Origin of the sequence: Nocardia sp. NPDC057663, from assembly GCF_042799895.1 — a bacterium.
In the GTDB taxonomy this organism is placed as follows: domain Bacteria; phylum Actinomycetota; class Actinomycetes; order Mycobacteriales; family Mycobacteriaceae; genus Nocardia.
In genome coordinates, this window is the sequence record NZ_JBHVHX010000004.1 from 274,442 (window position 1) to 296,627 (window position 22,186).

19 protein-coding genes are annotated in these 22,186 nt (G+C 70.7%); 1 reads left to right on the forward strand and 18 read right to left on the reverse strand.

Features of this window, described 5'->3' with window-relative positions:
- Window positions 1–4: 4 nt before the first annotated feature.
- The gene (locus ACFVAV_RS12515) at window positions 5–2,425 is read left to right on the forward strand and encodes a CoA transferase (protein ID WP_379034557.1); all 2,421 of its coding nucleotides are present in this window, start codon (window positions 5–7) and stop codon (window positions 2,423–2,425) included.
- 60 nt (window positions 2,426–2,485) lie between these two features.
- Here ACFVAV_RS12515 and dmpG read toward each other — a convergent pair whose 3' ends face one another.
- The 18 genes from dmpG to ACFVAV_RS12605 all read right to left on the reverse strand — a co-directional run bounded on the left by dmpG (window position 2,486) and on the right by ACFVAV_RS12605 (window position 21,966).
- Complete coding sequence (gene dmpG, locus ACFVAV_RS12520; RefSeq protein WP_379034152.1) at window positions 2,486–3,529, reverse strand: 4-hydroxy-2-oxovalerate aldolase; 1,044 nt, start codon at window positions 3,527–3,529, stop codon at window positions 2,486–2,488.
- The gene (locus ACFVAV_RS12525) at window positions 3,526–4,458 is read right to left on the reverse strand and encodes an acetaldehyde dehydrogenase (acetylating) (RefSeq protein WP_379034154.1); all 933 of its coding nucleotides are present in this window, start codon (window positions 4,456–4,458) and stop codon (window positions 3,526–3,528) included. The genes dmpG and ACFVAV_RS12525 overlap by 4 nt, the downstream gene beginning before the upstream one ends.
- A 70-nt stretch (window positions 4,459–4,528) precedes the next feature.
- Entirely contained in the window at window positions 4,529–5,731 is a 1,203-nt protein-coding gene (locus ACFVAV_RS12530) for a cytochrome P450 (RefSeq protein WP_379034156.1), read from the reverse strand.
- Between the two features lie 37 nt (window positions 5,732–5,768).
- Window positions 5,769–7,004 (reverse strand): cytochrome P450, encoded by a 1,236-nt coding sequence (locus ACFVAV_RS12535; RefSeq protein ID WP_379034158.1) that lies wholly within the window; start codon window positions 7,002–7,004, stop codon window positions 5,769–5,771.
- 47 nt (window positions 7,005–7,051) lie between these two features.
- Window positions 7,052–7,246 (reverse strand): ferredoxin, encoded by a 195-nt coding sequence (locus ACFVAV_RS12540; protein WP_355277899.1) that lies wholly within the window; start codon window positions 7,244–7,246, stop codon window positions 7,052–7,054.
- Window positions 7,243–8,439 (reverse strand): NAD(P)/FAD-dependent oxidoreductase, encoded by a 1,197-nt coding sequence (locus tag ACFVAV_RS12545; RefSeq protein ID WP_379034160.1) that lies wholly within the window; start codon window positions 8,437–8,439, stop codon window positions 7,243–7,245. Before ACFVAV_RS12545 ends, ACFVAV_RS12540 begins: the two co-directional genes overlap by 4 nt.
- Complete coding sequence (locus ACFVAV_RS12550) at window positions 8,436–9,266, reverse strand: SDR family NAD(P)-dependent oxidoreductase (protein WP_379034162.1); 831 nt, start codon at window positions 9,264–9,266, stop codon at window positions 8,436–8,438. The genes ACFVAV_RS12545 and ACFVAV_RS12550 overlap by 4 nt, the downstream gene beginning before the upstream one ends.
- 23 nt (window positions 9,267–9,289) lie before the next feature.
- Complete coding sequence (locus ACFVAV_RS12555) at window positions 9,290–10,153, reverse strand: alpha/beta fold hydrolase (protein WP_379034559.1); 864 nt, start codon at window positions 10,151–10,153, stop codon at window positions 9,290–9,292.
- The gene (locus tag ACFVAV_RS12560; RefSeq protein ID WP_379034164.1) at window positions 10,153–11,289 is read right to left on the reverse strand and encodes a 3,4-dihydroxy-2-butanone-4-phosphate synthase; all 1,137 of its coding nucleotides are present in this window, start codon (window positions 11,287–11,289) and stop codon (window positions 10,153–10,155) included. The genes ACFVAV_RS12555 and ACFVAV_RS12560 overlap by 1 nt, the downstream gene beginning before the upstream one ends.
- A complete protein-coding gene (locus ACFVAV_RS12565) occupies window positions 11,286–11,900 on the reverse strand; it encodes an NADPH-dependent FMN reductase (protein ID WP_379034166.1) in 615 nt (204 codons plus the stop codon). Before ACFVAV_RS12565 ends, ACFVAV_RS12560 begins: the two co-directional genes overlap by 4 nt.
- A gap of 15 nt (window positions 11,901–11,915) precedes the next feature.
- The gene (locus ACFVAV_RS12570; RefSeq protein ID WP_379034168.1) at window positions 11,916–12,905 is read right to left on the reverse strand and encodes a cyclase family protein; all 990 of its coding nucleotides are present in this window, start codon (window positions 12,903–12,905) and stop codon (window positions 11,916–11,918) included.
- Between the two features lie 19 nt (window positions 12,906–12,924).
- Entirely contained in the window at window positions 12,925–13,764 is an 840-nt protein-coding gene (locus tag ACFVAV_RS12575) for a coniferyl-alcohol dehydrogenase (protein WP_379034170.1), read from the reverse strand.
- A 4-nt stretch (window positions 13,765–13,768) separates the two neighbouring features.
- Window positions 13,769–15,094, reverse strand: a complete 1,326-nt coding sequence (locus ACFVAV_RS12580) for an LLM class flavin-dependent oxidoreductase (RefSeq protein ID WP_379034172.1) — start codon at window positions 15,092–15,094, stop codon at window positions 13,769–13,771.
- The gene (locus ACFVAV_RS12585; RefSeq protein ID WP_379034174.1) at window positions 15,091–16,848 is read right to left on the reverse strand and encodes an FAD-binding protein; all 1,758 of its coding nucleotides are present in this window, start codon (window positions 16,846–16,848) and stop codon (window positions 15,091–15,093) included. Before ACFVAV_RS12585 ends, ACFVAV_RS12580 begins: the two co-directional genes overlap by 4 nt.
- Complete coding sequence (locus tag ACFVAV_RS12590; RefSeq protein WP_379034176.1) at window positions 16,845–17,816, reverse strand: 3-carboxyethylcatechol 2,3-dioxygenase; 972 nt, start codon at window positions 17,814–17,816, stop codon at window positions 16,845–16,847. The genes ACFVAV_RS12585 and ACFVAV_RS12590 overlap by 4 nt, the downstream gene beginning before the upstream one ends.
- Window positions 17,773–19,455, reverse strand: coding sequence for a bifunctional 3-(3-hydroxy-phenyl)propionate/3-hydroxycinnamic acid hydroxylase (locus ACFVAV_RS12595; RefSeq protein ID WP_379034178.1), 1,683 nt, complete (start codon window positions 19,453–19,455; stop codon window positions 17,773–17,775). Before ACFVAV_RS12595 ends, ACFVAV_RS12590 begins: the two co-directional genes overlap by 44 nt.
- Window positions 19,421–20,284: an alpha/beta fold hydrolase gene (locus ACFVAV_RS12600; RefSeq protein WP_379034561.1), complete on the reverse strand. Its 864-nt coding sequence runs from the start codon at window positions 20,282–20,284 to the stop codon at window positions 19,421–19,423. Before ACFVAV_RS12600 ends, ACFVAV_RS12595 begins: the two co-directional genes overlap by 35 nt.
- Before the next feature lie 38 nt (window positions 20,285–20,322).
- Window positions 20,323–21,966, reverse strand: a complete 1,644-nt coding sequence (locus tag ACFVAV_RS12605) for an FAD-dependent oxidoreductase (protein ID WP_379034180.1) — start codon at window positions 21,964–21,966, stop codon at window positions 20,323–20,325.
- Window positions 21,967–22,186 lie beyond the last annotated feature (220 nt).

The window sequence follows — 22,186 nt, forward strand, 5'->3', positions numbered from 1 at the left end:
TACCGTGGCCGCGCCGCTGTCCGGGTGGACGGTCGTCGACCTGTCCGCGGGAATCGCGGGCGCGTACTGCACCAAGTTGCTCGCCGACGCCGGCGCCGAGGTCGTTGTCGCCGAACCGCCGCGGGGTGCCGCACTGCGGCGCTGGTCGGCCTCGCGCACCCCGCTCGCCCTCGGCGCCGACGGACCGCTGTTCACTTTTCTGAGCGGCGGCAAGCGCAGCGTGGTCGTCGATGTCCAGGCGCAGGCCGATCGCGCGATGCTCGACGGTGTGCTCGCGGTGGCCGATGTCGTGGTGTGGGAACCCGGTTCGCCGATCGCCGACGATCCCGCCTGGTCCCCCGCCGCGCTGCGACGCGCGCATCGGCACCTGGTGGTCACCGCGATCACGCCGTTCGGGCTCGACGGGCCGTGGGCGGGGCGGGCGGCCACCGAGTTCACACTGCAGGCCTGGTCGGGCGGCATCATCGGGCTCGGGCGCGGGGCGCCGGAGCGGGCGCCGGTGGCCGTCGGGGGGCGGATCGGCGAATGGTTCGCCGGCGCGCACGCTTCCGTCGCCACCCTGACCTCACGGCTGCGCGGCGGCGGGGGCGAACTGATCGACCTCTCGATCCTCGAAGCCCAGATCCTCGGGCTGACCTACTTTCCCGTCACCTTTCACGATGCGCTCGGCCGGCCGTTCCGCACCCGGCGCCGGCGCAGCGTTCCCGGTATCGCGACCGCCGCCGACGGACTGGTCTCGGTGGGCTGCGGCACCGTGCAGCAGTGGTTCGACCTGTGCGCGATGGTCGGGCATCCCGAGTGGATCGACGAGGACACCGACGCGTCGATCACCGAGCGCGCCGCCGCCAAGGCACCGCAGATCTATGCCTGGCTGGCAGGCCACCCGGTCGAAGTGGTTCAGGATCTGGCCTCGGCCTTCCGGATTCCCAACGGGCCGGTCGCCGACGGCGCGAATGCCCCGGCAATGGATCAACATCTGGCGCGGGAGTCGTTCGTGACCGATCCCCGTGACGGATTCGTGCGCCCTGGTCCGCCGTATCGTTTCGATCCCCCGCTGCTGCCGGAACCCGGGCCCGCGCCCCGGCTGGGCGAGCACACCGAGCACTACCGCGTGCAGGCTGTCGGCAGTGTCCCCCGAATCCGCAGCGGTGCAACGGAACAGCTGCCGTTCCGGGGGATGCGGGTGCTCGATCTCACCACCTTCTGGGCGGGTCCGTCGTGCACCCACTATCTGGCCATGCTCGGCGCCGAGGTGATCCACGTCGAATCACCCACGCGGCTCGACGGGACCCGTCTCATCGCGGGGGTGCCCACCGGCGAAGACCGGTGGTGGGAGAAATCGCCGATCTTCTCCGGGCTCAACACCGGCAAGAAGAGCATCACCGTGGATCTGGCGGACGAGCGCGGGTGCGCGCTGCTGGCGCGGCTCTCCGCGACCTGCGACGTCGTCGTCGAGAACTACACCCCGCGCGTGCTCGAGCGGATCGGGCTGGACTATCCCGTCTATCGGGCGCTGCGGCCCGACGGAATCATGGTGCGCATGCCCGGTTTCGGCACCAGTGGGCCGTGGCGCGACAACCCTGCCTTCGCCTATGTCATCGAGGACACCTCGGGCATCAGCTGGCTCACCGGTCACCCCGACGAGAATCCGGTGCAGCCCTATTCGATCGGCGACCCGAACGCGGGCGTACACGCGCTCAACGCCTTGCTGCTGGCGCTGACCCACCGCCGCCGCACCGGCCAGGGAACCCTGATCGAAGCGGCCATGGTGGAGGCCGCGCTCAATGTCGCCGCCGAACAGGTCGTGGAGTACTCCGCGAACGGCGTTCTGCTGCACCGCGACGGCAACCGGGGCCCGGCGGCGGCGCCGCAGAATCTGTACCGGGTCGCGGGCACCGACGAGTTCGGCGGCCGTGACTGCTGGGTGGCGATCGCGGTCGCCACCGACGGCCAGTGGCGCAGGCTCCGTGCAGCACTCGGTACCCCCTTCTGGATGCTGGACCCCGCGCTGTCGAGTGCGGCGGGCCGGCGCGCCCGGCACACCGAGATCGATGCGCGGCTCGCGGCCTGGTGCGCGGACCGCGACGGCGACGAAGTCGTGCAGATCCTGTGGGACGCGGGGGTTCCCGTCGCCGAGGTGATGCAGCCGCACCGCCAGAGCGCACTGCCCCAGCTCGCCTTCCGCGGCTTCTTCGAGGACGTCACGCACCCGGTCACCGGAACGGCCAGGCACAGTACGGTGCCCGCCCGGTTCTCGGCGGGACCGTACCGGTTCCACCGTGCGCCCGCGCCGCTGCTCGGCCAGGACAATCTCACCGTGCTCACCGATCTCGGCCTGGACGCCGCGCAGATCAGCGAGCTGATCGCCGCCGGTGTCGTCGGTGGAGAGCCGACGGTGGTGCCGGCCCGCACCTGGGCACGGTGATCCCGGCGAACCGCCGGCCTGCCCCGGATCCCGGGTCGGGCCGGCGGTATTCGCGGGAGGTCACCGTGTGCGGTGTTCGTCGTCGGTCGCCTGCTCCCGGACCAGTTCGAGAGCGATGTCGATGAGCTGATCCTCCTGGCCGCCGATGAGCTTGCGCTGCCCCGCGCGGTGCAGCAGCTGCGCCGCGGAGACGTCGTAGCGTTGTGCCTGGCGCACCGCGTGTTTCAGGAAACTCGAGTAGACACCGGAGTACCCCATGATCAGCGCGTTGCGATCGAGGACGCATTCGGCGGGCATCGCGGGCCGCACGACGTCCTCGGCGGCGTCGGCGATGTCGAAGAAGTCGATGCCGGTTTTGACGCCGATCTTGTCGAACACCCCGATCAGCGCTTCCACCGGCGCGTTTCCCGCGCCCGCGCCGAACCGGCGCACACTGCCGTCGATCTGGACCGCGCCGGCGTGCACGGCCGACACCGAGTTCGCGACGCCCAGCCCGAGGTTCTCGTGCCCGTGGAACCCGACCTGGGCGTCCGCGCCCAGCTCGGCCACCAGCGCCGCCACCCGGTCGGCGACCCCGTCGCCCACCAGTGCCCCCGCGGAATCGACCACGTACACGCACTGGCACCCGGCGTCGGCCATGATCCTGGCCTGCGCGGCGAGGCGCTCCGGGCCGACGGTGTGGGCCATCATCAGGAAACCCACCGTTTCCAGGCCGAGTCCCCGCGCCGCGCCGAAGTGCTGGACCGACACGTCGGCCTCGGTGCAGTGGGTGGCGATCCGGCAGATGGCGCCGCCGTTGTCCCGGGCCTGGGCGATGTCGTCGATCGTGCCCACCCCGGGCAGCATGAGGAACGCGATCCGGGCGCTCGTCACCGACTGTGCCGCGATGGCGATGAGTTCCTGATCGGGTGTCGCGGAGAAGCCGTAGTTGAACGAGGATCCGCCGAGGCCGTCACCGTGGGTGACCTCGATGACGGGCACCCCGGCTCCGTCCAGCGCGGTGACGATCGCGCGGACCTCGTCGCCACTGAACTGATGGCGTTTGTGGTGCGACCCGTCGCGCAGCGAGGTGTCGGTGATCCGGACATCCCAGATATCGCTCATCGCGCTGCTCCCGGTGCCGTGCCGCCCGCGGCGAGTTCCGTTGCCCGCCGGGCGATCTGCTCACCGACGGCGGTGGCCGCGGCGGTCATGATGTCGAGGTTTCCGGCATAGGGCGGCAGGTAGTCGCCCGCGCCTTGCACCTCGACGAACGTGGTGACCACCGCCCGGCCACCCGAGTTCACCGACGGATCGTCGAACTGGGGTTCGTTGAGCAACCGGTAGCCCGGCACATAGGTCTGCACCTGCGCGACCACCTCGCGAATGGACGCGGTGATCGCCTCCCGGTCGGCGTCCTCGGGAATGGCGCAGAAGACGGTGTCGCGCATGATCATCGGTGGATCCGCCGGGTTCAGGATGATGATCGCCTTGCCCCGGGCGGCGCCGCCGATCGTCTCGACGCCCCGGCTGGTCGTCTTGGTGAACTCGTCGATGTTCGCCCTGGTTCCCGGGCCTGCCGAGGCCGACGACACCGAGGCGACGATCTCCGCCATGGCCACCTCGACCACCCGGGAGACGGCGTGGACGATCGGGATCGTCGCCTGCCCGCCGCAGGTGATCATGTTGACATTCGGCGCGTCCAGATGTTCGCGCAGATTCGCCGGCGGCACGACCGCCGGACCGATCGCCGCCGGCGTGAGGTCGACGACGCGGATCCCGGCCTCGGCGTAGCGCGGGGCCGCCGCGCGATGGACGGCGGCCGAGGTGGCCTCGAAGACCAGATCCGGTGTCTCGGACCGGCTCAGCAGCCAGTCCACGCCCGCCGCGGAGGTCTCCAGACCGAGTTCAGCGGCCCGGGCCAAGCCGTCGCTGGCGGGATCGATGCCGACCATCCAGCGCGGTTCCAGCCACTCCGACCGCAGGAGTTTGTACAGCAGGTCGGTGCCGATGTTTCCGGACCCGACGATGGCTACCGATGTCTTCGCCACCATGACACAACCTTCTTCCCGAACTGGTCGACAACGGCCCGGACAGCACCCACGCCCGCACGGTGGGCGTCGGTCAGCATGTGGTGGCGGGCAGGGTCTCCCAGCCGCGCACGGTCGAGGTCGGCGAGAGCCGTGCGGCGGACAGGTCGACCTCCCATTCGGGGAAGCGGCGCAGGATCTCCTCGAGCGCGATCCGGCCCTCGAGGCGGGCCAGGGCCGAACCCAGGCAGTAGTGGGTGCCCGCGCTGAACGACAGGTGGGGGCGGGAGATCCGGTGGATGTCGAAGACATCGCCGTCGGGAGCGAAGTGCCGCTCGTCGCGGTTGGCCGCGCCGATCAGCATCATCATCACGCTGCCTTCCGGGACCGTCCGGTCGTGGAGTTCGATGTCGCGGGTCACGTAGCGCGCCACGTGCGGGGCCGGCGGCTGGAACCGCAGCAGTTCCTCGACCGCCTTGGGGATCAGGCCCGGATCGTCGACCAGTTGCTTGCGCTGATCGGGATGTTCGGCCAGGACCTTGCCCGCCCAGCCGATCAGGCGGGTGGTGGTCTCGTTGCCCGCGCCGGAGACGACATTGACGTAGGTCAGCAGTTCCTCGCGGCTCAGACGCCGCTCGACCCCCGTCTCGTCCTCGAATTCGACGGTGAGCAGTTCGGTCATGATGTCGTCGGACGGGTGTTCGGCCCGCCAGTCGATGTAGGCGGCGAACAGTTCGCCCCCGGCCATGCCCGCCGAGGCCGCCTTCATCGGCTGCCCCTCCTCGGTGCGCATCTGGTCGTTGGCGAAGTCGCGAATGGCTTCCTGGTCCTGCTCCGGGATGCCGAGCAGCAGGCCGATCGTGCGCATCGGCATCTGCGCGCCGATATCGGCGACGAAATCGATCCGGCCGGTGCCGATCAGCGGATCGAGGCTGTCGGCACAGAATTGGCGGATCTGTCCTTCGAGCGCCTGGATCTTGCGGGGCGTGAACATGCGCGACAGCAGTCGGCGGTGGATGTCGTGGATCGGCGGGTCCTCGAAGATCAGGACACCGGGCGGGATCGGGATGTTCGCCTTGATCAGCTCCAGGATGGCGCCGCGGGCCGAGCTGAAGGTGTCCTTGTCGAGCAGCGCCGCGTTGACGTCGGAGAATCGGGAGACCGCGTAGAAGTCGTGGGTCTCGTTGTAGTACAGGGGAAGTTCGTCGCGCAGCCGCCGGAACATCGGGAACGGGTCGGCATTGAGCTCGACGTCGTACGGGTCGTAGAACACCTCGTCGGTGGTGCTGGTCGTCATCGGATCGCCCCTCACGGCAACTAGGAATGGATACCGGTCACCAGGTGACGGGTAGCGAGTACAGGCCGTAGGCCAGGCGGTCGTGCTTGAACTCGACCTCGTCGATCGGGATCGCCAGGCGCAGTGTCGGGATCCGGCGCACCAGCGTCCGGAAGACGATCTGCAGTTCGGCACGCGCGAGCTGCTGGCCGACGCACTGGTGCGGGCCGAATCCGAAGCCGAGGTGGTGTGCCGCGGGGCGGGCCAGATCCAGCCGGTCCGGCGACTCCCATTCCCGCTCGTCCCAATTCGCCGGTGCCAGATCGAAGATCAGCCCGTCCGCGGCGTGGATCGTCTGCCCGGCGATCTCGATGTCGGCGGTGGCGATGCGGCGCTGCCCGTTCTGGATGATGCTCAGGTAGCGCAGCAGCTCCTCGACCGCGTTGACGACGATCGCCGGGTCCTCGGTGTCGCGCAGCAGCGCGAACTGTGCCGGGTTCTCCAGCAGCGCGAGCGCGCCGAGGGAGATCATGTTGGCGCTGGTCTCGTGGCCGGCGATCAGCAGCCCGGTGCCCAGCTGGGCGGCTTCGCGCATATCGATCTCACCCGAGCGCACCCGCTCGGCGATATCGGAGACCACGTCCTCGGCCGGGTCGTCCAGCTTCTGCTTGATCAGGTCGACCAGGTAGCGCGCCAAGCCGGCCCGGCCCGCGGCGGCCTGTTCCTTGGTGGCGAACCGGTCGACATTGACACTGGCGTGCTTCTGGAAGAACTCGTGATCGTCGTAGGGCACGCCGAGCATCTCACTGATCATCAAGGTCGGCACCGGCAGCGCGAGCGCCTCGACCAGGTCCGCCGGTTTCGGCCCGGCCAGCAGCCGGTCGAGGTGCTCGTCGGTGATCTGCTGAATCGCCGGGCGCAGCCCTTCGACTCGCTTGTAGGTGAACGGTTTGGTGAGCATGCGCCGGTAGCGCTGGTGCTCGGCGCCGTCGGTGGTGAACACCGATTTCGGCCTGCTCCCGACGATGGCCAGCATGCCCTCGTTCCAGTGCGGGAAACCGGGACGGTGGTCGTCGACGCTGACCCGCGGATCCGACATGAGTTGCTTGTACTCCGCGTACCCGGTGACCAGCCAGGGAGTGCTGCCGTCCCAGATCCGGACCCGGTGCAGCGGGTCGGCGCGGCCGAGCCGCAAGGTCTCGGCGGGCGGCGCGAACGGGCAGCCCGGCGCGCGCAGCATCGGGTACTCGGGCGCTGCCGCGGTGGCGGTGGTCTCGGCCGGTGTGTCGGACACGGTTCACTCCTTCGGTGGGCGCCGCGGCGGGGCCGCGGGCGCGCGGGTCATTCCTCGATGTGGATGGCCATGGCGGGGCACACGGCGGCGGCGGTGCGGACGTCGCCGGCGAGTTCGGCCGGTGGCTCGGCGTCGAGCAGCACGACGATGCCGTCCTCGTCGCGCTGGTCGAACACCTCGTCGGCGTGCATCACGCAGTGGCCCGCGGCCACGCACTTGACCTGGTCGACTGTCACCTTCATCGGGACCTGCTCTCCTGGGGGACGGGATCAGCCCGCCCGTCGATCAATTCCTGGCGGCGAATCCTGGCCTGTTTCGCCATGTTCCAGCCGAGGACCGCCGTCACGGCGCCGTCGCGCTCGTATCGGACGACGAAGCGCCCGTCGTCCGGATCGCCGTCCACGACCTGGGCGGTGGCGTCGCGGGTGACCGTGCCGTGAACCTGGATCTTCGTGCCGAACTGGTCGGTCCAGAAGTACGAGATCGGCTCGTGTGGGCGCGGGGTGCCCGCGATGGCGGCGGCGACGACCGCGGCCTGCTCGGTGGCGTTGGTGCGGTTCTCCCACCGGACCTCGGCACCGAGCCCCTGGTGACGCCAGCGGGCGACATCGCCTGCCGCGTAGATCCCTTCGGCGGCACGGCAATACGCGTCGCAGACGACCCCGTCACGCAACGACAGGCCGCTGCCGTCGAGCCAGCCGGTGACCGGCGCCGCGCCGATCGCCACGACGACCAGATCGGCGGGCAGCACGACGCCGCCCACGAGGGCCACCCCGGTGACCTCCCCGTTGCGGTCGGTCAGCCCGTCGACCGGGGCACCGAGCTCGAGGCGCACACCGTTGCCCCGGTGCAGCGCGCCGAGCCGGGCACTCACCAGGTCACCGAGCTGACCGGCCATCGGCGCCGACAGCGGACCGCACAGGGTGACGTCGCGGCCGAGTTCGCGTGCGGTGGCGGCGATCTCACTGCCGAGGACGCCCTCGCCCACGACGACCACCCGCTGCGCGTCGCCCAACCCGGCCCGCAAGGCAAGGGCGTCGTCGAGAGTGCGCAGAACGTGGACGCCGCGCAGGGCGGGCGGGGTGGGCAGGGTGCGTGGCGCGGCGCCGGTGGCGATCACCACGTGGTCGGCGGTGATCGACCCGCCGCGGACCTGCACGGTCCGGGTCGCGGCGTCCAATGCCAGTGCGGGTGTATCCAGGATCAGCTCGAGGTCGAGTCCGGCCAGCAGCCGTGGCGGGCGCAGCAGGGTGCGTTCGGCGCGCCACTGCCCCGACAGGATCTGTTTCGACAGCGGCGGCCGGTCATAGGGCAGGTGCGGCTCGGCACCGAGAACGGTGATCCGGCCCCGATATCCTTCGCGCCGAAGGGCTTCCGCGGTAGCCAAGCCGGCGGCCGATGCCCCGACCACCAGCACACCGGTGCCGCGCTTCATCGCGCACTCCCCTGCTCGGCGGGTTTCGGACGGCGCCGCAACGGTTTACCCGCGACGGTGCCGCCGTCGACCGGCAGGACGGTCCCGGTGACGTAGCGCGACAGATCGCTGCCGAAATAGACCGCCGCTTCGGCCACGTCCTCGGGCTCGCCGTCACGCTGCAGTGGACGGTCGTCCCTCATGGACTCGCGGACCATGCGGGTGAACTTCTCGCTCACGCCACTCGGCATCCGGTCGGCCGAGGAGGCCAGCAGCGGTGTCGGGATGCTGCCAGGGGCGATGCAGTTGACCCGGATTCCGTACTGCGCCAGCTCGATCGCGGCGGATTTGGTGAAGTGGATGACGGCGGCCTTGGAGGCGCGGTAGCTCTGGACGCCACCGCCGGCCTGGATGCCGCCGATCGAGGACACATTGATGATCGACCCGCCCTCGGCCGCGGCCATGTGCGCGGCGGCGAAGCGGGTTCCGGCCATCACGCCGAGCAGGTTCACCCCGAGCACCCGGTGGAAGTCGAGCAGGTCGTCGTGCAGGAAGTCCTTGTGCATCACCCCCGAAATGCCCGCGTTGTTGCACATCACGTCGAGTCGTCCGAAGACCTCGACGCCGCGATCGACTAGCCGACGCACCTGCACGGGGTCGGCGACGTCGGTCTCCGCGAAGATCGCGGCGGTGCCGTAGCCCGCGATCGAGGCGCGTCCCCGCTCGGCGTCGACGTCGCCGACGACCACCCGGGCGCCCGCGGCGACGAAGCGCGCGACGATCGCCCCACCGATCCCGGACGCGCCGCCCGTCACGACGGCGACTCGACCTGCCAGTTCGTCGGTCATCCGCTCTCCCTTCTCTGATGTGGTCATCGCGCCCCTACCGGCGCGCCCGCGGGCAGTTCCGCCGAATCGGCGTGGCGGGCAAGAAAATCCAGCAGTAGCTCGTTGACCATGGCAGGCTGCTCGAGCTGGGGGCAGTGCCCCGCGTCCGGCACGACCGCGTGCACGCCGTGTGGCACCCGCCGCGCCAGCTCCTCCGCCCAGCCGGCGGGCAGCAGCTTGTCGCCCGCGCCTTCGACGAACAGGGTGGGCACCGTGATCCGGTGGTAGGCGCGGTCGCTGGACGGGGTCGAGGGCGCCGCGGCGCCGGGTCGGCGAAATCGGGCGGCGGCCAGGGCTTCCCACGCGCCCGGCGCGACACTGGACTCGTAGCGGCGCCGGACGTAGTCGGCGTCGGCCGGATAGGCCCCCGAGTGGAACAGCGCCGCCACGATGTGGCGCATCCCCTCGGGGGTCGCGTCGTAGTCGTAGAGCGCGTCGACGTGTTCGTTGCGCAGGATGTCGCCGCCGCCGCAGAGGGCGACCAGGCTGCGCGCCCGCAGCCGGGGCCGCGCGGCGGTCTGGTCGACCAGCAGGTTGATCGCGCCCATCGAATTGCCGACGAAATGCGCGGAGTCGATGCCGAGTACGGCCAGCAGGGCGGCGAGGTGGCGGATGCGCAGTCCACGCCCGTCGGTGAAGTCGACGACCTTGGCCGACCGGCCGAAGCCGAGCATGTCCGGTGCGATCACCCGGTGGTGGCGGGCGAGGGTGTCGACGGTGTGTTCCCAGCCGAGGGCGGCGTCGGCGCCGAATTCGCCGCCGTGCAGCAGGACGACCGGTTCGCCGGAACCGGCGTCGAGATAGGCCGTGTCGTGCCCGTCGACGACGAGACGGCGATAGTCCGCGATCACGAGGCCCGCTCCACCCGCTCGACGGCCGAGAGGCCGATACGTTCCACGACGCGCACATGGCCGGGCACGGCGTGGGTCTCCCCGGGTTCGGTCAGCAGCCGGATCGCCCGGATGCCGAGGTCGTCGAGGATGTCGAAGGCGGATTGCAGATCGCTGTGGCCCACGGGATGTGCTCGGGGCAGCGCGGATTCGCCACCGTGCCCGCTGGCGCGGAGCGTGTCGCCGATCGCGGTCGCCCCGGCCCGCACGTAGATCAGCGCACCGCAGCCCGCGCGCACGATCCGCTCGACCGCGCCGTGCAGCGCATCGCGGCAGCCACACGCCCGCGAACCGAGCACATCGCCGATGAGACATTCGAAGTGCAGGCGCACCAGGGGCGCGCTCGCGCGGGCGGGATCGCCGTGGACGAAGGCGACGTGCTCGCGGTCGAGTCCGTCGGTGAAACCGATGGCCCGGAATTCCCCGAGCGGCACCGGGATACGCGCGGCACCGTGCCGGGTCACCCGGCACAGCTCGCGGCGCCGGTAGGCGATCAGTTCGGCGACCGAGACCACCGGAAACCCGTGGGCGCGGCCGAGTTCGGCCAGTTCTGTCCAGGTGGGCCATTCCCCGTCGGCGCCGGTGATCTCGCACAGCACCCCGGCGGGCCGCAGCCCGGCCAGTTCCGTGACATCGACGGCGGCTTCCGGGATCTCGGGTACCTCCAGGACCCCGTCGGCGGCGGTGCCGAGCGGGAAAATGTTTCCCGGCCTGGTGAATTCGGCCGCGTGCGCGTCGGCCGCGGCGAGGGCGCGCACGGTGGCGGCCCGCTGGGACGCGCAGATTCCCGCCGCGCCGGCCAGGCCGACCAAGACCCGGTAGCGGGATCGGTCCGGTCCGGTGCCCGCCGGATCCGCGGGCGGTACGGCGAGGTCGTCGAGGACCGCGGCGCGCAGGGCGACCTGTACGAGCCCACAGCCCAGCGTGCTCAGCACGGTGATCGCCGCGGCGGTGACATGCTCGGCAGCCAGCACCAGGTGCCCGCGCGCCCCCTCGGCCGCCGGGTCGGCGACGATGATCACGCGGCCCGCCCGCAGCGCGGTCAGGGCGCTGGACACCGCCAGATGCCCGGTCTCCGTGCGGCTCTCGCTCATGATCGGCCGCCGCCCGCGGGGACGAAGGACAGCAGCTGCCCGGCGAGCATGTCCAGTTGCGCCTCGATGCCGGTGTCGGTGAGCGCGCCCTCGGCGTCCCAGATCGGTTCGGCCGAGTTGATCGCCACACCGAGGGGGGTCGGCCAGGCGCGCAGGGCGTGGCCGATGACGCGCAGCTGGCCGAGCGTGCCGACCGCGGCCTGCCAGCCGTAGGCGCAGGTGATGCAGCCCCACGGCTTGTTGTCCAGGTACACCGTGGCGTCGCCGCGCATGTCCTCGATGTAGTCCAGGGCGTTCTTCACCAGGCCGGACACCCCGCCGTGGTAGCCGGGTGACCCGACGAGCACGGCGTCGGCCTGCCGCAGGGCCTCGACCAGGGCGGCGGCGCGGGGAGTGCGGACCTGGTCGTGCGGGCTGTACATCGGCAGATCGATGTCGGTGCCGCTGAACAGGGCCGTGCGCCCACCGCGCCGCTCGACCGCGGCCAGGCAGTGCCGCAGCGCGCGTTCGGTCGAGGAGTCCTCGCGCAGGGTGCCGCCGATTCCGACGACGAACGGGCGCCCGTGGTCGACCGGCGTGGCGGTGGTCTGGCTCGTCGTGCTGACTGTCATGGTCTTCGACCTCGCTTACTTGATCGCGATGGGGTTCAGGGGCGACCCGACCGCGCCGACGACGCGCAACGGCGGTGCGACGAGCTGGAATTCGTAGACCCCGTCGGCGGCGCAGTCGGCGGCCAGCGCGGCGAAGTCCCAGTACTCGCCGAGCATCAGGCCCATATCGCGCAGGCACAGCATGTGCAGCGGCAGGAAGGTGCCGTCGACGCCGGAGGCCGGGTCCTCGACCATCAGGTTGTCGGCGGCGACCGCGGCGACCTCGTGTTCGTGCAGCCACAGCGCGCAGGTCCAGTCCAGGCCGGAGTACGGCTCGGCGCCGTCGCGGGCCTCGAGGTAGCGGTCCCACCAGCCGGTGCGCACCAGCACGATGTCACCGGATTCGATCGTGACGCCTTGGCGGGCGGCGCACTCGTCGAGTTCGTCGGCGGTGATCGGCGCGCCCGGCGCGAGATAGGTGTCCGCGCCGCGATAGCGCACCAGATCCAGCAGCACGCCACGGCTGGTGATGCCCTTGCCGTCGACCTTGTCGATGCCGCAGTGGAACGCGCCCTGGCTGGTGACGGACTCGGCGGGGAAACCGTTGTAGAGCTGGTCGGCGTAGTAGACGTGCGACAGCGCGTCCCACTGGGTGGCGGCCTGCAGCGGCATGATGATCAGGTCGTCGTTGAAGCGGAACGGGTTGTCGGCGAAGAAGCTGCTCAGTTCGCCTGCGACGCTGTTGCGCAACCACTTCGGGCCGTATTCGGCCAGGGTCCTGGCGTCGCCGCCGTCGACGGTCATCACGTGGGTGGGGTTCTGCCGGAACTGGAAGGCGCCCTGCGGGCCGCTGGAACCGAAGTCGATACCGAGCGGGAAGACCTTGCCGTGCCGCACGAGTCCGGCCGCGGCGGCGATCTTGGCCGGGGTGATGAAGTTCAGGGTGCCCAGCTCGTCGTCGGCGCCCCAGCGGCCCCAGTTGCGGACCCGCTCGGCGAGGGAGTGGAAATCGGTGAGAGTTGCCACGGCGGTGGATTCCTTCCAGTTATTGCCGGGTGACCGGGGCGGGGCCGGCCAGTTCGTCCGCCAGTCGCGCGGCGAGCGTGCCGCCGTCGACCCACAGCACCTGGCCGGTGATGTAGGCGGCCGCCCGGCTGTTGAGGAACAGCAGCGCCGTGGCCTGCTCGATCGGATCCGCGGAGCGGCCGAGCGGCTGGGGGATGCCGTCGAGGTACTGCGGGCCGTAGGCGGTGCGCAGCTGATCCAGGATGGGGGTGTCGGTGACGCCGGGCCCGGTGCAGTTGATCCGGATACCCGCGGCGGCCAGCGCCACCGAGCGCCGCATCGTGTAGAGGATCAGTGCCTCTTTCGCCAAGCGGTAGCCGCCGCCGTCGGCGACGATCTCCGGATGCTCCGCACACCACGCCAGACCGTCGGCGAAGGAGGTGGTGTCGAGCAGTCCTGCGGTGTCCCAGCGGTTCTCGTGGTACCCGGAGGCCGCGAGCGAGGACACCGAGACGACCGCCGAACCGGGCGTCATACCCGCCACGATCGCCTCGGTGAACTGGCGCAGGCCAAGGAAGTTCACCGCGACGACCTTGCGCGGGTCGCCGATGCCGGAGGACACCCCCGCGACATTGAACAGCGCGTCGACCGGTCCCCCGATCCGCGTCAGCGCGGCGTCGACCGAGGCGGGATCACCCTGGTCCATCGCAACGAACTCGTCGAGCACCTCGTCGCGGCCGGGGCCGCGCAGGTCGACACCGACGACGCGCGCGCCCAGCCGCGACACCTCGGCCGCGACACACGCGCCGATCCCCGACGCGCAGCCGGTGACCACCACCCGCTGCCCGTCGAATCGGCACCGCTGTTCGAAGGTGTCCATCGCCTCAGGCCCGGCCGCGTTCTTCCAGCAGCCGCTGCTGCTCTGCCAGCCGGGCCGCGGCCTGCTTCTGGCCCTCTTCGATCTCGGCCATGGCCTCGGGAATCTCGCCCGCGGTGAACGTCCCGCCGCGACCGGTGGGCAGACCGCCGAAGGAGTAGTCCTCGTCGAAGGCAGGCGACGGCATCGGCACACGGCGTGCCTCGGCCTTCTCCAGGATCGGCGCCATCCGCTTCGCCTTCTCGGCGACGGCCTGCGCGTCGCGTTCGATGAATTCGGGCAGGACCTGCTTGCCCATGATCTCGAGGGATTCCATGGTGGCCTCGTGGCTGCGCGGGTTGAGCAGCAGGATGATCTCGTCGACGCCGCTGGCCTCGTAGCCGCGCAGGAATTCGCGCACGGTGTCGGGGGAACCGATCGCGCCGCGGCCCGGCCCGTAGGCGACGGTCGGGTCGTCCTGCACCGCGTCCAGGTAGGACTGCCACACCTGGGTCCGGCCGGGGGTGTGCATGCCGGTCATGTAGTAGTGCATGATCCCGTAGGAGAAGAACCCGCCGCCGACGCCGAGGCGCTGCACGGCCTGTTCGTCGGTGGGGGCGACCATCATCGACAGGTCGCCGCCGATGGCGAGGATGTTCGGGTTCATCTGCGGCACCATCGGCGCCGCGTGGTCCTCGAACTCCCGGTAGTAGCCGCGCACCCGGTCGCCCAGCGCCTCGGGCCCGGTGTAGGCGAAACTCAGTGCGCCGATACCCATCCGGGCCGCCATCTGCACCGACGAGGGCCGGGTGCAGGCCACCCACAGCGGCGGATGCGGGGTCTGGCGCGGCTTCGGAATGACATTGCGGGCGGGCATCTCGAGGTGGTTGCCCTTGAAACCGGTGAACGGCGCCTCGGTCATGCAGCGCACGGTGACCTGCAGCGCCTCTTCCCACTGGGCGCGCTTGTCGGCCGGGTCGATGGCGAACCCGCCGAGCTCACCGACCGAGGACGATTCGCCGGTGCCGAATTCGACGCGCCCGTTGGACAGGTGGTCGAGGGTGGCGACCCGTTCGGCGGCGCGGGCGGGATGGTTGATCGCCGGCGGCAGGTGCATGATGCCGAAGCCGAGGCGGATGTTCTCGGTGCGCTGGCTGGCCGCGGCCAGGAACATCTCCGGTGCGGTCGAGTGACAGTACTCCTCGAGGAAGTGGTGCTCGGTGAGCCAGACCGTCGAGAAGCCCGCCTGATCGGCGAGTTCGACCTCGTCCAAACCGTCCTGGAACATCTGGTATTCGTCGTCGTCGGTCCATGGCCGCGGCAGCGCGAATTCGTAGAAGAGGGAAATTTTCATCGGGTACCTCCAGTGGTGTCGGCGGGTGCCGGGTGCTGCGTCAGGTGCTCGGCGGCGATGTAACCGAAGGTCATGGCCGGGCCGATGGTCGCGCCTGCGCCCGCGTAGCTACGGCCCATGACCGCGGCCGAGGTGTTGCCGACCGCGTACAGGCCTGCGATCGCGGTGCCGTCGGCGCGCAGCACCCGGGCGTGCTCGTCGGTGCGCAGCCCGCCCGAGGTGCCCAGGTCGCCGAGGATGACGCGGAAGGCGTAGTAGGGCGGTGTGCCGATCGGGTGCAGGTTCGGGTTCGGCAGGGTGGGGTCGCCGTAGTAGTTGTCGTAGACGCTGTCGCCACGCCCGAAGTCGTCGTCGTGGCCCGCGTGGGCCAGCGTGTTGAAGCGAGTCGCCGTGTACTGCAACGCTTCTGCCGGGACGTCGAGCTGCGCGGCGAGGTCGGCCCAGCTGTCGGCGGCTTTGACCACGCCCGATTCCAGCCAGGCGGCGGGAATCGTGAAACCGGTGGGTACCGGCGCGAGGGGGATCTTCGGGATCGGCAGGTGGCCGCCGATGACGTAGCGCTTCCAGGAGCGGTGGTCGGTGATCAGCCAGCACGGGATGTGGGTGACGCCGGATTTCTGGCCGTCGATCATGGCGTGGCCGAAGTCCATATAGGGCGCAGCCTCGTTGATGAAGCGTTCGCCGGCACCGTTGACCATGAACTGGGCGGGCATCATCCGCTCGTTGAGCAGGAACTGCAGCCGGCCGCCGGGCCACTGGATTGCCGGGAACCACCAGGCCTCGTCCATCAGCTCGGTGTCGCCACCGGCCTCGCGGCCGAGGCGGATGCCGTCACCGAGGGAGAGCTGGTTGCCGAAACTCCAGTCCTGGTCCACGACAGGCTGTTCGGCGGTGCGCCAGGCCAGGTCGTGGTCGAAGCCGCCGGTCGCCAGGATCACCCCGCGCCGGGCGCGCACCCGCACCGGGGTGCCGTCGCGGTCGACGGTCGCGCCGACGACCCGGCCGTCCTCGGTGTGCAGGGCGGTGATCGGGGCGTTCAGCCACAGTGGGACACCGTGTTCCCGCAGCGCCAGGCGCAGCCGCGCCACCAGGGACTGGCCGATGGTGACGATCCGGTCGCCGAACACGTGCGCGCGCACCATCCGCCAGATCAGCTTCAGCAGTATCGCTTTGCCGCGCCAGTTCTGCCGGACCTGATAGAACAGCCGCAGATCCTTGGGCCCCAGCCAGATGCCCTTGGGCGCCAGCGCGAGTGGTGCGAGCAAGGTGCTCTCGTCCTCGCCGAGTTCGCGCAGGTCGATGGGCGGAACATTGATGGTGCTGCCCTGGGCGGAGCCGCCGGGCAGTTCCGGGTAGTAGTCGGCGTAGCCGGGCTTCCAGACGAATTCCAGCCAGCGGCTGCGGTTCTCGAGGAACTCCATCATCTCCGGCGCCTTGGTCACGTAGCCGCGCAGGCGTGCGGTGTCGACCAGGCCTTCGGTGATGGTCTCCAGGTAGGCGACGACATCGTCGGGGTCGAGGGCGAATCCGGCGCGCCGCTGAGCAGGAGCGTTGGGCACCCAGATGCCGCCGCCGGACAGTGCGGTCGAGCCGCCGTAACTGGGGCCCTTCTCGACGATCAGCACCGACAGCCCCTCGGCCTCGGCCTTGAGCGCGGCGGTGAGCCCGCCGCCGCCGGAGCCGGCGATCAGGACGTCGACGTCCTCGTCGAATGTGGTGCCGGACTGTGGGTCCGGTGCGGAGTCGGCGGTCACGATCGACCCTCCCTCGTCGTCGGATCCGGATCCGCGGGCACGGCGGTGCGCACCGCGAAGCCGGTGATGAGCGCGGGGGCGGCCCGGTAGTAGCGCACCGGGGTCCGGTACGGGCCCTGCTGGGCCAGCGCCGCGAACGCCGCGACCCAGGTGCGGATCTCGTGGGCGGAATGGCCCGCGGCGGCGGTGATGGCCGCGTTGTCCCAGCGCGCGAACTCGGTGAGCCTGCCTTCGTCGAGCAGGGTCAGGAATTCGGTGTCCCACTGCGGGTTCAGCGGTTGCAGGGTGCCCTCGCCCGCGGCGAACTCGCGGGCGGCCTCGACCACCGCGGCGCTGCGGGCGGCGCGCTGCCCGGCCGACATCGGCCCGCCGTGCACGATCCGGTCGCGGATCGCGCCGGTCGCCGTCGCCAGGCGCGGCACCGGCGGATCATGGGACAGGCCACCGGATCCGAGCACCAGGACCCGTGCGTCGAGCGTGGACAGGAAAGCGCCCACCGCCGCACCGAGCGCCCTCGCGCGGTCCACCGGTCCGAGCGGAACGGCGACCGCGTTGACGAAGATCGGGATCACCGGCCGGGCGGTAGCCGCGCCCAGCAACCGTGCCAGGGGCTGCACGGTGCCGTGGTCGACTTCCATCGCCGTCGACACCGCGACGTCCACGCCCGCGGCCAGGACCGACTCGGCGAGCTCGGTCGCCAACGTGGCAGGCACGTCGAGCGGCCCGGCGTGGGTGCCGTAGTCACCGACGCCGGAAGCGGCCGTGCCGACACAGAACTGGGGCATCGTCCGGTAGAAGAAGCCGTTGTAGTGGTCGGGTGAGAAGGTCACCACCAGCTCGGGATCGAGGTCGCGGACGAATCCGGCGGCGACGTCGAGCGCCGCCCCGATCTCGGTGCGCAGTTCCGGCTCCGGCCCGGGCAGCTCAAGCAGAGGGCTGTGCGAGACGCAGCACACGGCCAGCGGCATCAGGACCTCCTGGAGTCGGGGCGAACGTGTCGAGGAGCTCGGCGCCGAGTTCCGGCGCGAACTGCGCGATGGACGACCCGGCGACGACCCGGTCCGGGCGCAGGAAAAGCACCGAGTCGGCCTGGCCGTCGAACCAGCGCTTGAGCGCGCCGGTCCGGTCGCCGACGAGGGTGACATCGTCGTGATCCTGTTCGGCCCACGGCAATTGCGCGACGGGCCGGGCCGCGACGAATCGGGCGCCGAAGCTCTTCCAGCGGGCGAACACTTCGTCGCCGAGCACCGCGCGCGGGTCGTTGTTCCAGCACAGCACCGCGAACCACGGACCCAGCACGTCGTCGAGCAGCACCTCCGGCCGCGTCCGGGTGCGCACCACCGGCTGCACGAACAACGTCCCGACCGGCGACGGCTCCGATCGCGACCAGCGGTGCACCACCGCACCCCGGTCGTAGCGTGGCATCGGCTTGAACTTCATGCCCAGCACATAGCTGCGCACCGGCGGGATCGCCGCAGCGGCCCGCACCAGCGCGTCCCGGACCGCGGCGACCCGGCGGTCGGTCGGCGAGATGACCCGCCCCACCAGCGTGGACAGGTCGATCATCGCGCGGGCGTGGGTGCGGCGCTCGATGTCGTAGGAGTCGAGCAGGGTGGCATCGGCCCGGCCGGTCACCACGGCCGCCAGCTTCCAGCCCAGGTTCGCCGCGTCGCGGATACCGCTGTTGTAGCCCTGTCCCTGCCAGACCGGCATCAGATGCGCGGCGTCTCCGGCGAGCAGCATCCGCCCGGCTCGGAAGGCGCCCGCGATGCGCGAGTGATGGGTGTAGACGCGCCGGCGGATGATGTCGAGGCGCTCGGGGTAGGGCACCAGCGGCGCGGTCATCCGGGCCACGAACGCCGGATCCTCGGCCAGTTCGTCGGGTTCGTCGTCGTGGATCATGAACTCGAAGCGGCGGATTCCGTGCGCGATGGACACCGACACGTTCGGGCGCGCCGGGTCGGCTGCGACCTCGATATTGGGGTGGCCGAGCGGGTCGGCGGCGATGTCGACCACCAGCCACCGGGTCGGTGAGGTGGTGCCGTCGAAGCTCACGCCCATCGCCTTGCGGGTGACGCTGCGACCACCGTCGCACCCGACCACGTATCGGGCCCGGACCAGGGCGGGCCCGGTCGCCGTGGTGATCCCGACCTCGACGTGCGTGCCCTGGTCGGCACAGGACCCCACGGCCGCCGACCACCGCACCTCGACGCACGGGAACCGGTCGAGCCCGGCCAGCAACTCCGCGTCGACGAGCGGCTGGACGAAGCCGTTGCGCTTGGGCCAGCCGAACGAGGTGTCGGTCGGCGCGATCTCGGCGAGCAGTCGGCGCCGGGCATCGACGAAGCGCATGATCTGGTTCGGGGTGGTATGCGGCAGGATCTGCTCGATCAGCCCGATCGACTGGAAGGTGCGCAGCGATTCGTCGTCGAGACCGACACCGCGCGGGTAGTCGATCAGGGTGGCGCGCTCCTCGACCACCAGCGTGCGCACACCCGCGGCGCCCAGGATATTGGCCAGCGTCAGGCCGACCGGGCCCGCGCCGACGATGAGGACGTCGATGTCGGCCATCTCAGGCCCCGAGCAGGAAGCCGAGGTGCAGGGCATCGAAGGTCGCGGCGTCCTCGTACTGCGGCCAGTGCCCGCAGTTCTGCATCACCTCGAACCGGGCACCGGGGATCATCGAGGCCATCCGCCGCCCCTCGGCCACATCGGCGGTCGGGTCGTGGCTGGTCCACACCACCAGGGTGGGTGCGGTGATCTGCCCGTACTCCTTCTCCCCCAGCAGATTCCGCTCCCGGATCACCGGATCCTGCAACGCCATGATGTCGTGCATCGCGGCGGTGAACCCCGGCTGCCGGTAGATGCGCTGCCTGCTGGCGACGAGATCGGCGTAGTCCTTGGACTTGTCCGCCATCAGCCAGGTGATCCGCGCCTGCACGGTCGCCCAGGTGGGGTCAGCGGCCGCGGCCATCGATAGGGTGACGATGCGCCGCATCACCTCGGGGTCGGCCTGGGAGCCGCCCGCGGTGTTGAGCACCAGACGGTCGACCCGGTCGGGGTGATCGATGGCCGCGCGGGCGGCGACCCAGCCGCCCAGCGACTCACCACTCAGCGACGCCTGTCGCACCCCGATGGTGTCGAGGAAGGTCATGAGATGGTCGACGTAGTGCGGGATCTCAAGAGCGTGGCCCGGCTTGTCGGTGTAACCGTGGCCGAGCATGTCGATCGACCAGGTGGAGAAGTGGTCGGCGTGGGCGGCCAGGTTGCGGACATAGGCTTCCGCGTGTCCGCCGGACCCGTGCAGTAGCACCAGGGTGGGCAGGTCGTCGGCGCCCGCGTGCAGGTAGCGGGTGCGCACCCCACCGACATCGAGGTACCCCTGGGTGAACGGCACGCCCTGCAGGTCGCTCCATACGCTCTCGTGCTCGGACAACTCCGTCACTCCCTCTGCCCGTTGGTTGTTCACTGTGGTCAGGCCTCGACCGGCTTGCCGGTGGCCGCGGTGTGCCCGGCCCGGTGACCCCACACCATGGCGGGGCCGATGGTGCCGCCCGCGCCGCCGTAGGCCCGGCCGGTGACCCCGGCCATGGCATTGCCCGCGGCGAACAGCCCGGGGATGACCGAGCCGTCGACGTGCAGCACCCGGCCGTCGCGGTCGGTGCGCGGACCGCCCTTGGTACCCATCGCGCCGACTGTCACCGGGACCGCGTAGTAGGGCCCGGTATCGATCGGGCCGAGGGTCCGGCCCACCGGAGTCGTGGCATCCTGGTCGCCCCACCAGCCGTCGTAGGCGCTCGACCCGCGGCCGAACGCCGGATCGTGCCCGGCCGCGACGTCGCGGTTCCAGCCCAGTACGGTGTCGGCCAGCCCGGCGGCGTCGATCCCGATGCGCCCGGCCAGGCTCGGCAGGTCCGCGGATTCGTTGAACCAGGCGGGGACCGGATCATCCGGTGCGACACCGAGGAAGCCGTAGCGGCGCAGGTGCTCGGCGTCGAAGACGATCCAGCCGGGATCGTTGACGTAGCCGCCGCGTGGGTCCAGGTAGTGGAAGGCACCGGCCATCGAGTTGTACTCCGAGGCCTCGTTGACGAAGCGCCGACCGGCCCGGTTGACCATGATGCTGCGCGGCCTGGTGCGTTCGAGCCGGACGCTGCGGCTGCGCGGATGCCCGTCGATGGTGTCGCCGGGGATCTGCACCACCGGCACCCACCAGGCCTCGCTCATGGTGCCCAGATCGGCGCCGTGCGCCATCGCCATCCGCAGGCCGTCGCCGGTGTTGCCGGGCGGTGAGACCGGGCCGCGCATAGGTCCGCGCAGGTAGGCCTGGGTGAGCTGTGGGTCCCACTCGAAACCGCCGGTCGCCACGATCACGCCGTGGCGGGCGCGCACCGTGCGATCGCCTGCCGCCGTGGCGATCCCTACTCCGGTGATCGCGCCGTCGCCGGCGATCAGCTCGACCGCACGGGTACCGGTACTCGGTACCACGCCGGCGGCGAGGACACCCGCCAGCAGCCCCGCCACCAGCGCGGTGCCCGCCACGCACAGGTCGGCAGTGCTGTCCTCACCCACCGAGGCGTGCAGCCGGGCCCTGGTCTCGGCGTCGAAACCGACATTGCTCCAGTCGGCCGGGAAGCTGGTGATGCGGTCGCGCCAGGATCCGAGCTCGGCCAGATCGAAGGCCACCGGGCTCAGCGAGCGACCGCCGCCCGGCTTGCCGCCGGGCAGTTCGGGCTTGTAGTCGGGGAATCCGTCGGCGATCTCGAAGCGCACACGGCTGTGCGCTTCGACGAAAGCGATGGTGGCGGCCCCGGTTTCGACGAAGGTCCGCACCAGATCCTCGTCCATCGAGCCGAAGGACTGCGCGCGCAGATAGGCCATCGCGTCCGCGACGGTGAGCGGTTCGCCCTGGACCCGATCGTGCGCGGGAATCCAGGCGATGCCGCCCGAGACCGCGCTCGTGCCACCGACGGTCGACGCCTTCTCGAATACCGCGACCGACGCACCGGCCGTCGCGGCGCTCAGTGCCGCGGTGAGCCCGGCCGCGCCGCTGCCGAGGACGACGACGTCGACCTCCGTGTCCCACTGCTCGGTCGACGGATTCTGTTGCGAAGTCACTGTCCCGCTCTCCTTGTCGGCCGCCGTCACCCGGCCGGGTGTCGCGACACCGGACGAGATCGAAGTTATCGTATGGCGAGAATGTTATTCTCCGCCAGAGAGCGCCGCAATCTTTTCGCGGATCTCGTGTACGCCCGCCGTTCCCGATGCCGGTCACCCCGGATTCCAGGGCAGCCGCTGATGTCGGAGCTCGCGGCAATCGCCGGCTTTTGCTTGCGGC

What these genes read in the sequence shown, in the direction of transcription:
- ACFVAV_RS12565 (WP_379034166.1), bottom strand. Translation starts at nt 11,900, where the DNA reads ATGACAGTCAGCACGACGAGCCAGACCACCGCCACGCCGGTCGACCAC.
- ACFVAV_RS12545 (WP_379034160.1), bottom strand. Translation starts at nt 8,439, where the DNA reads ATGAAGCGCGGCACCGGTGTGCTGGTGGTCGGGGCATCGGCCGCCGGC.
- ACFVAV_RS12560 (WP_379034164.1), bottom strand. Translation starts at nt 11,289, where the DNA reads ATGAGCGAGAGCCGCACGGAGACCGGGCATCTGGCGGTGTCCAGCGCC.
- dmpG (WP_379034152.1), bottom strand. Translation starts at nt 3,529, where the DNA reads ATGAGCGATATCTGGGATGTCCGGATCACCGACACCTCGCTGCGCGAC.
- ACFVAV_RS12530 (WP_379034156.1), bottom strand. Translation starts at nt 5,731, where the DNA reads ATGACGACCAGCACCACCGACGAGGTGTTCTACGACCCGTACGACGTC.
- ACFVAV_RS12550 (WP_379034162.1), bottom strand. Translation starts at nt 9,266, where the DNA reads ATGACCGACGAACTGGCAGGTCGAGTCGCCGTCGTGACGGGCGGCGCG.
- ACFVAV_RS12575 (WP_379034170.1), bottom strand. Translation starts at nt 13,764, where the DNA reads ATGGACACCTTCGAACAGCGGTGCCGATTCGACGGGCAGCGGGTGGTG.
- ACFVAV_RS12580 (WP_379034172.1), bottom strand. Translation starts at nt 15,094, where the DNA reads ATGAAAATTTCCCTCTTCTACGAATTCGCGCTGCCGCGGCCATGGACC.
- ACFVAV_RS12525 (WP_379034154.1), bottom strand. Translation starts at nt 4,458, where the DNA reads ATGGTGGCGAAGACATCGGTAGCCATCGTCGGGTCCGGAAACATCGGC.
- ACFVAV_RS12590 (WP_379034176.1), bottom strand. Translation starts at nt 17,816, where the DNA reads ATGCCGCTGGCCGTGTGCTGCGTCTCGCACAGCCCTCTGCTTGAGCTG.
- ACFVAV_RS12540 (WP_355277899.1), bottom strand. Translation starts at nt 7,246, where the DNA reads ATGAAGGTGACAGTCGACCAGGTCAAGTGCGTGGCCGCGGGCCACTGC.
- ACFVAV_RS12595 (WP_379034178.1), bottom strand. Translation starts at nt 19,455, where the DNA reads ATGCCCTGCACCTCGGCTTCCTGCTCGGGGCCTGAGATGGCCGACATC.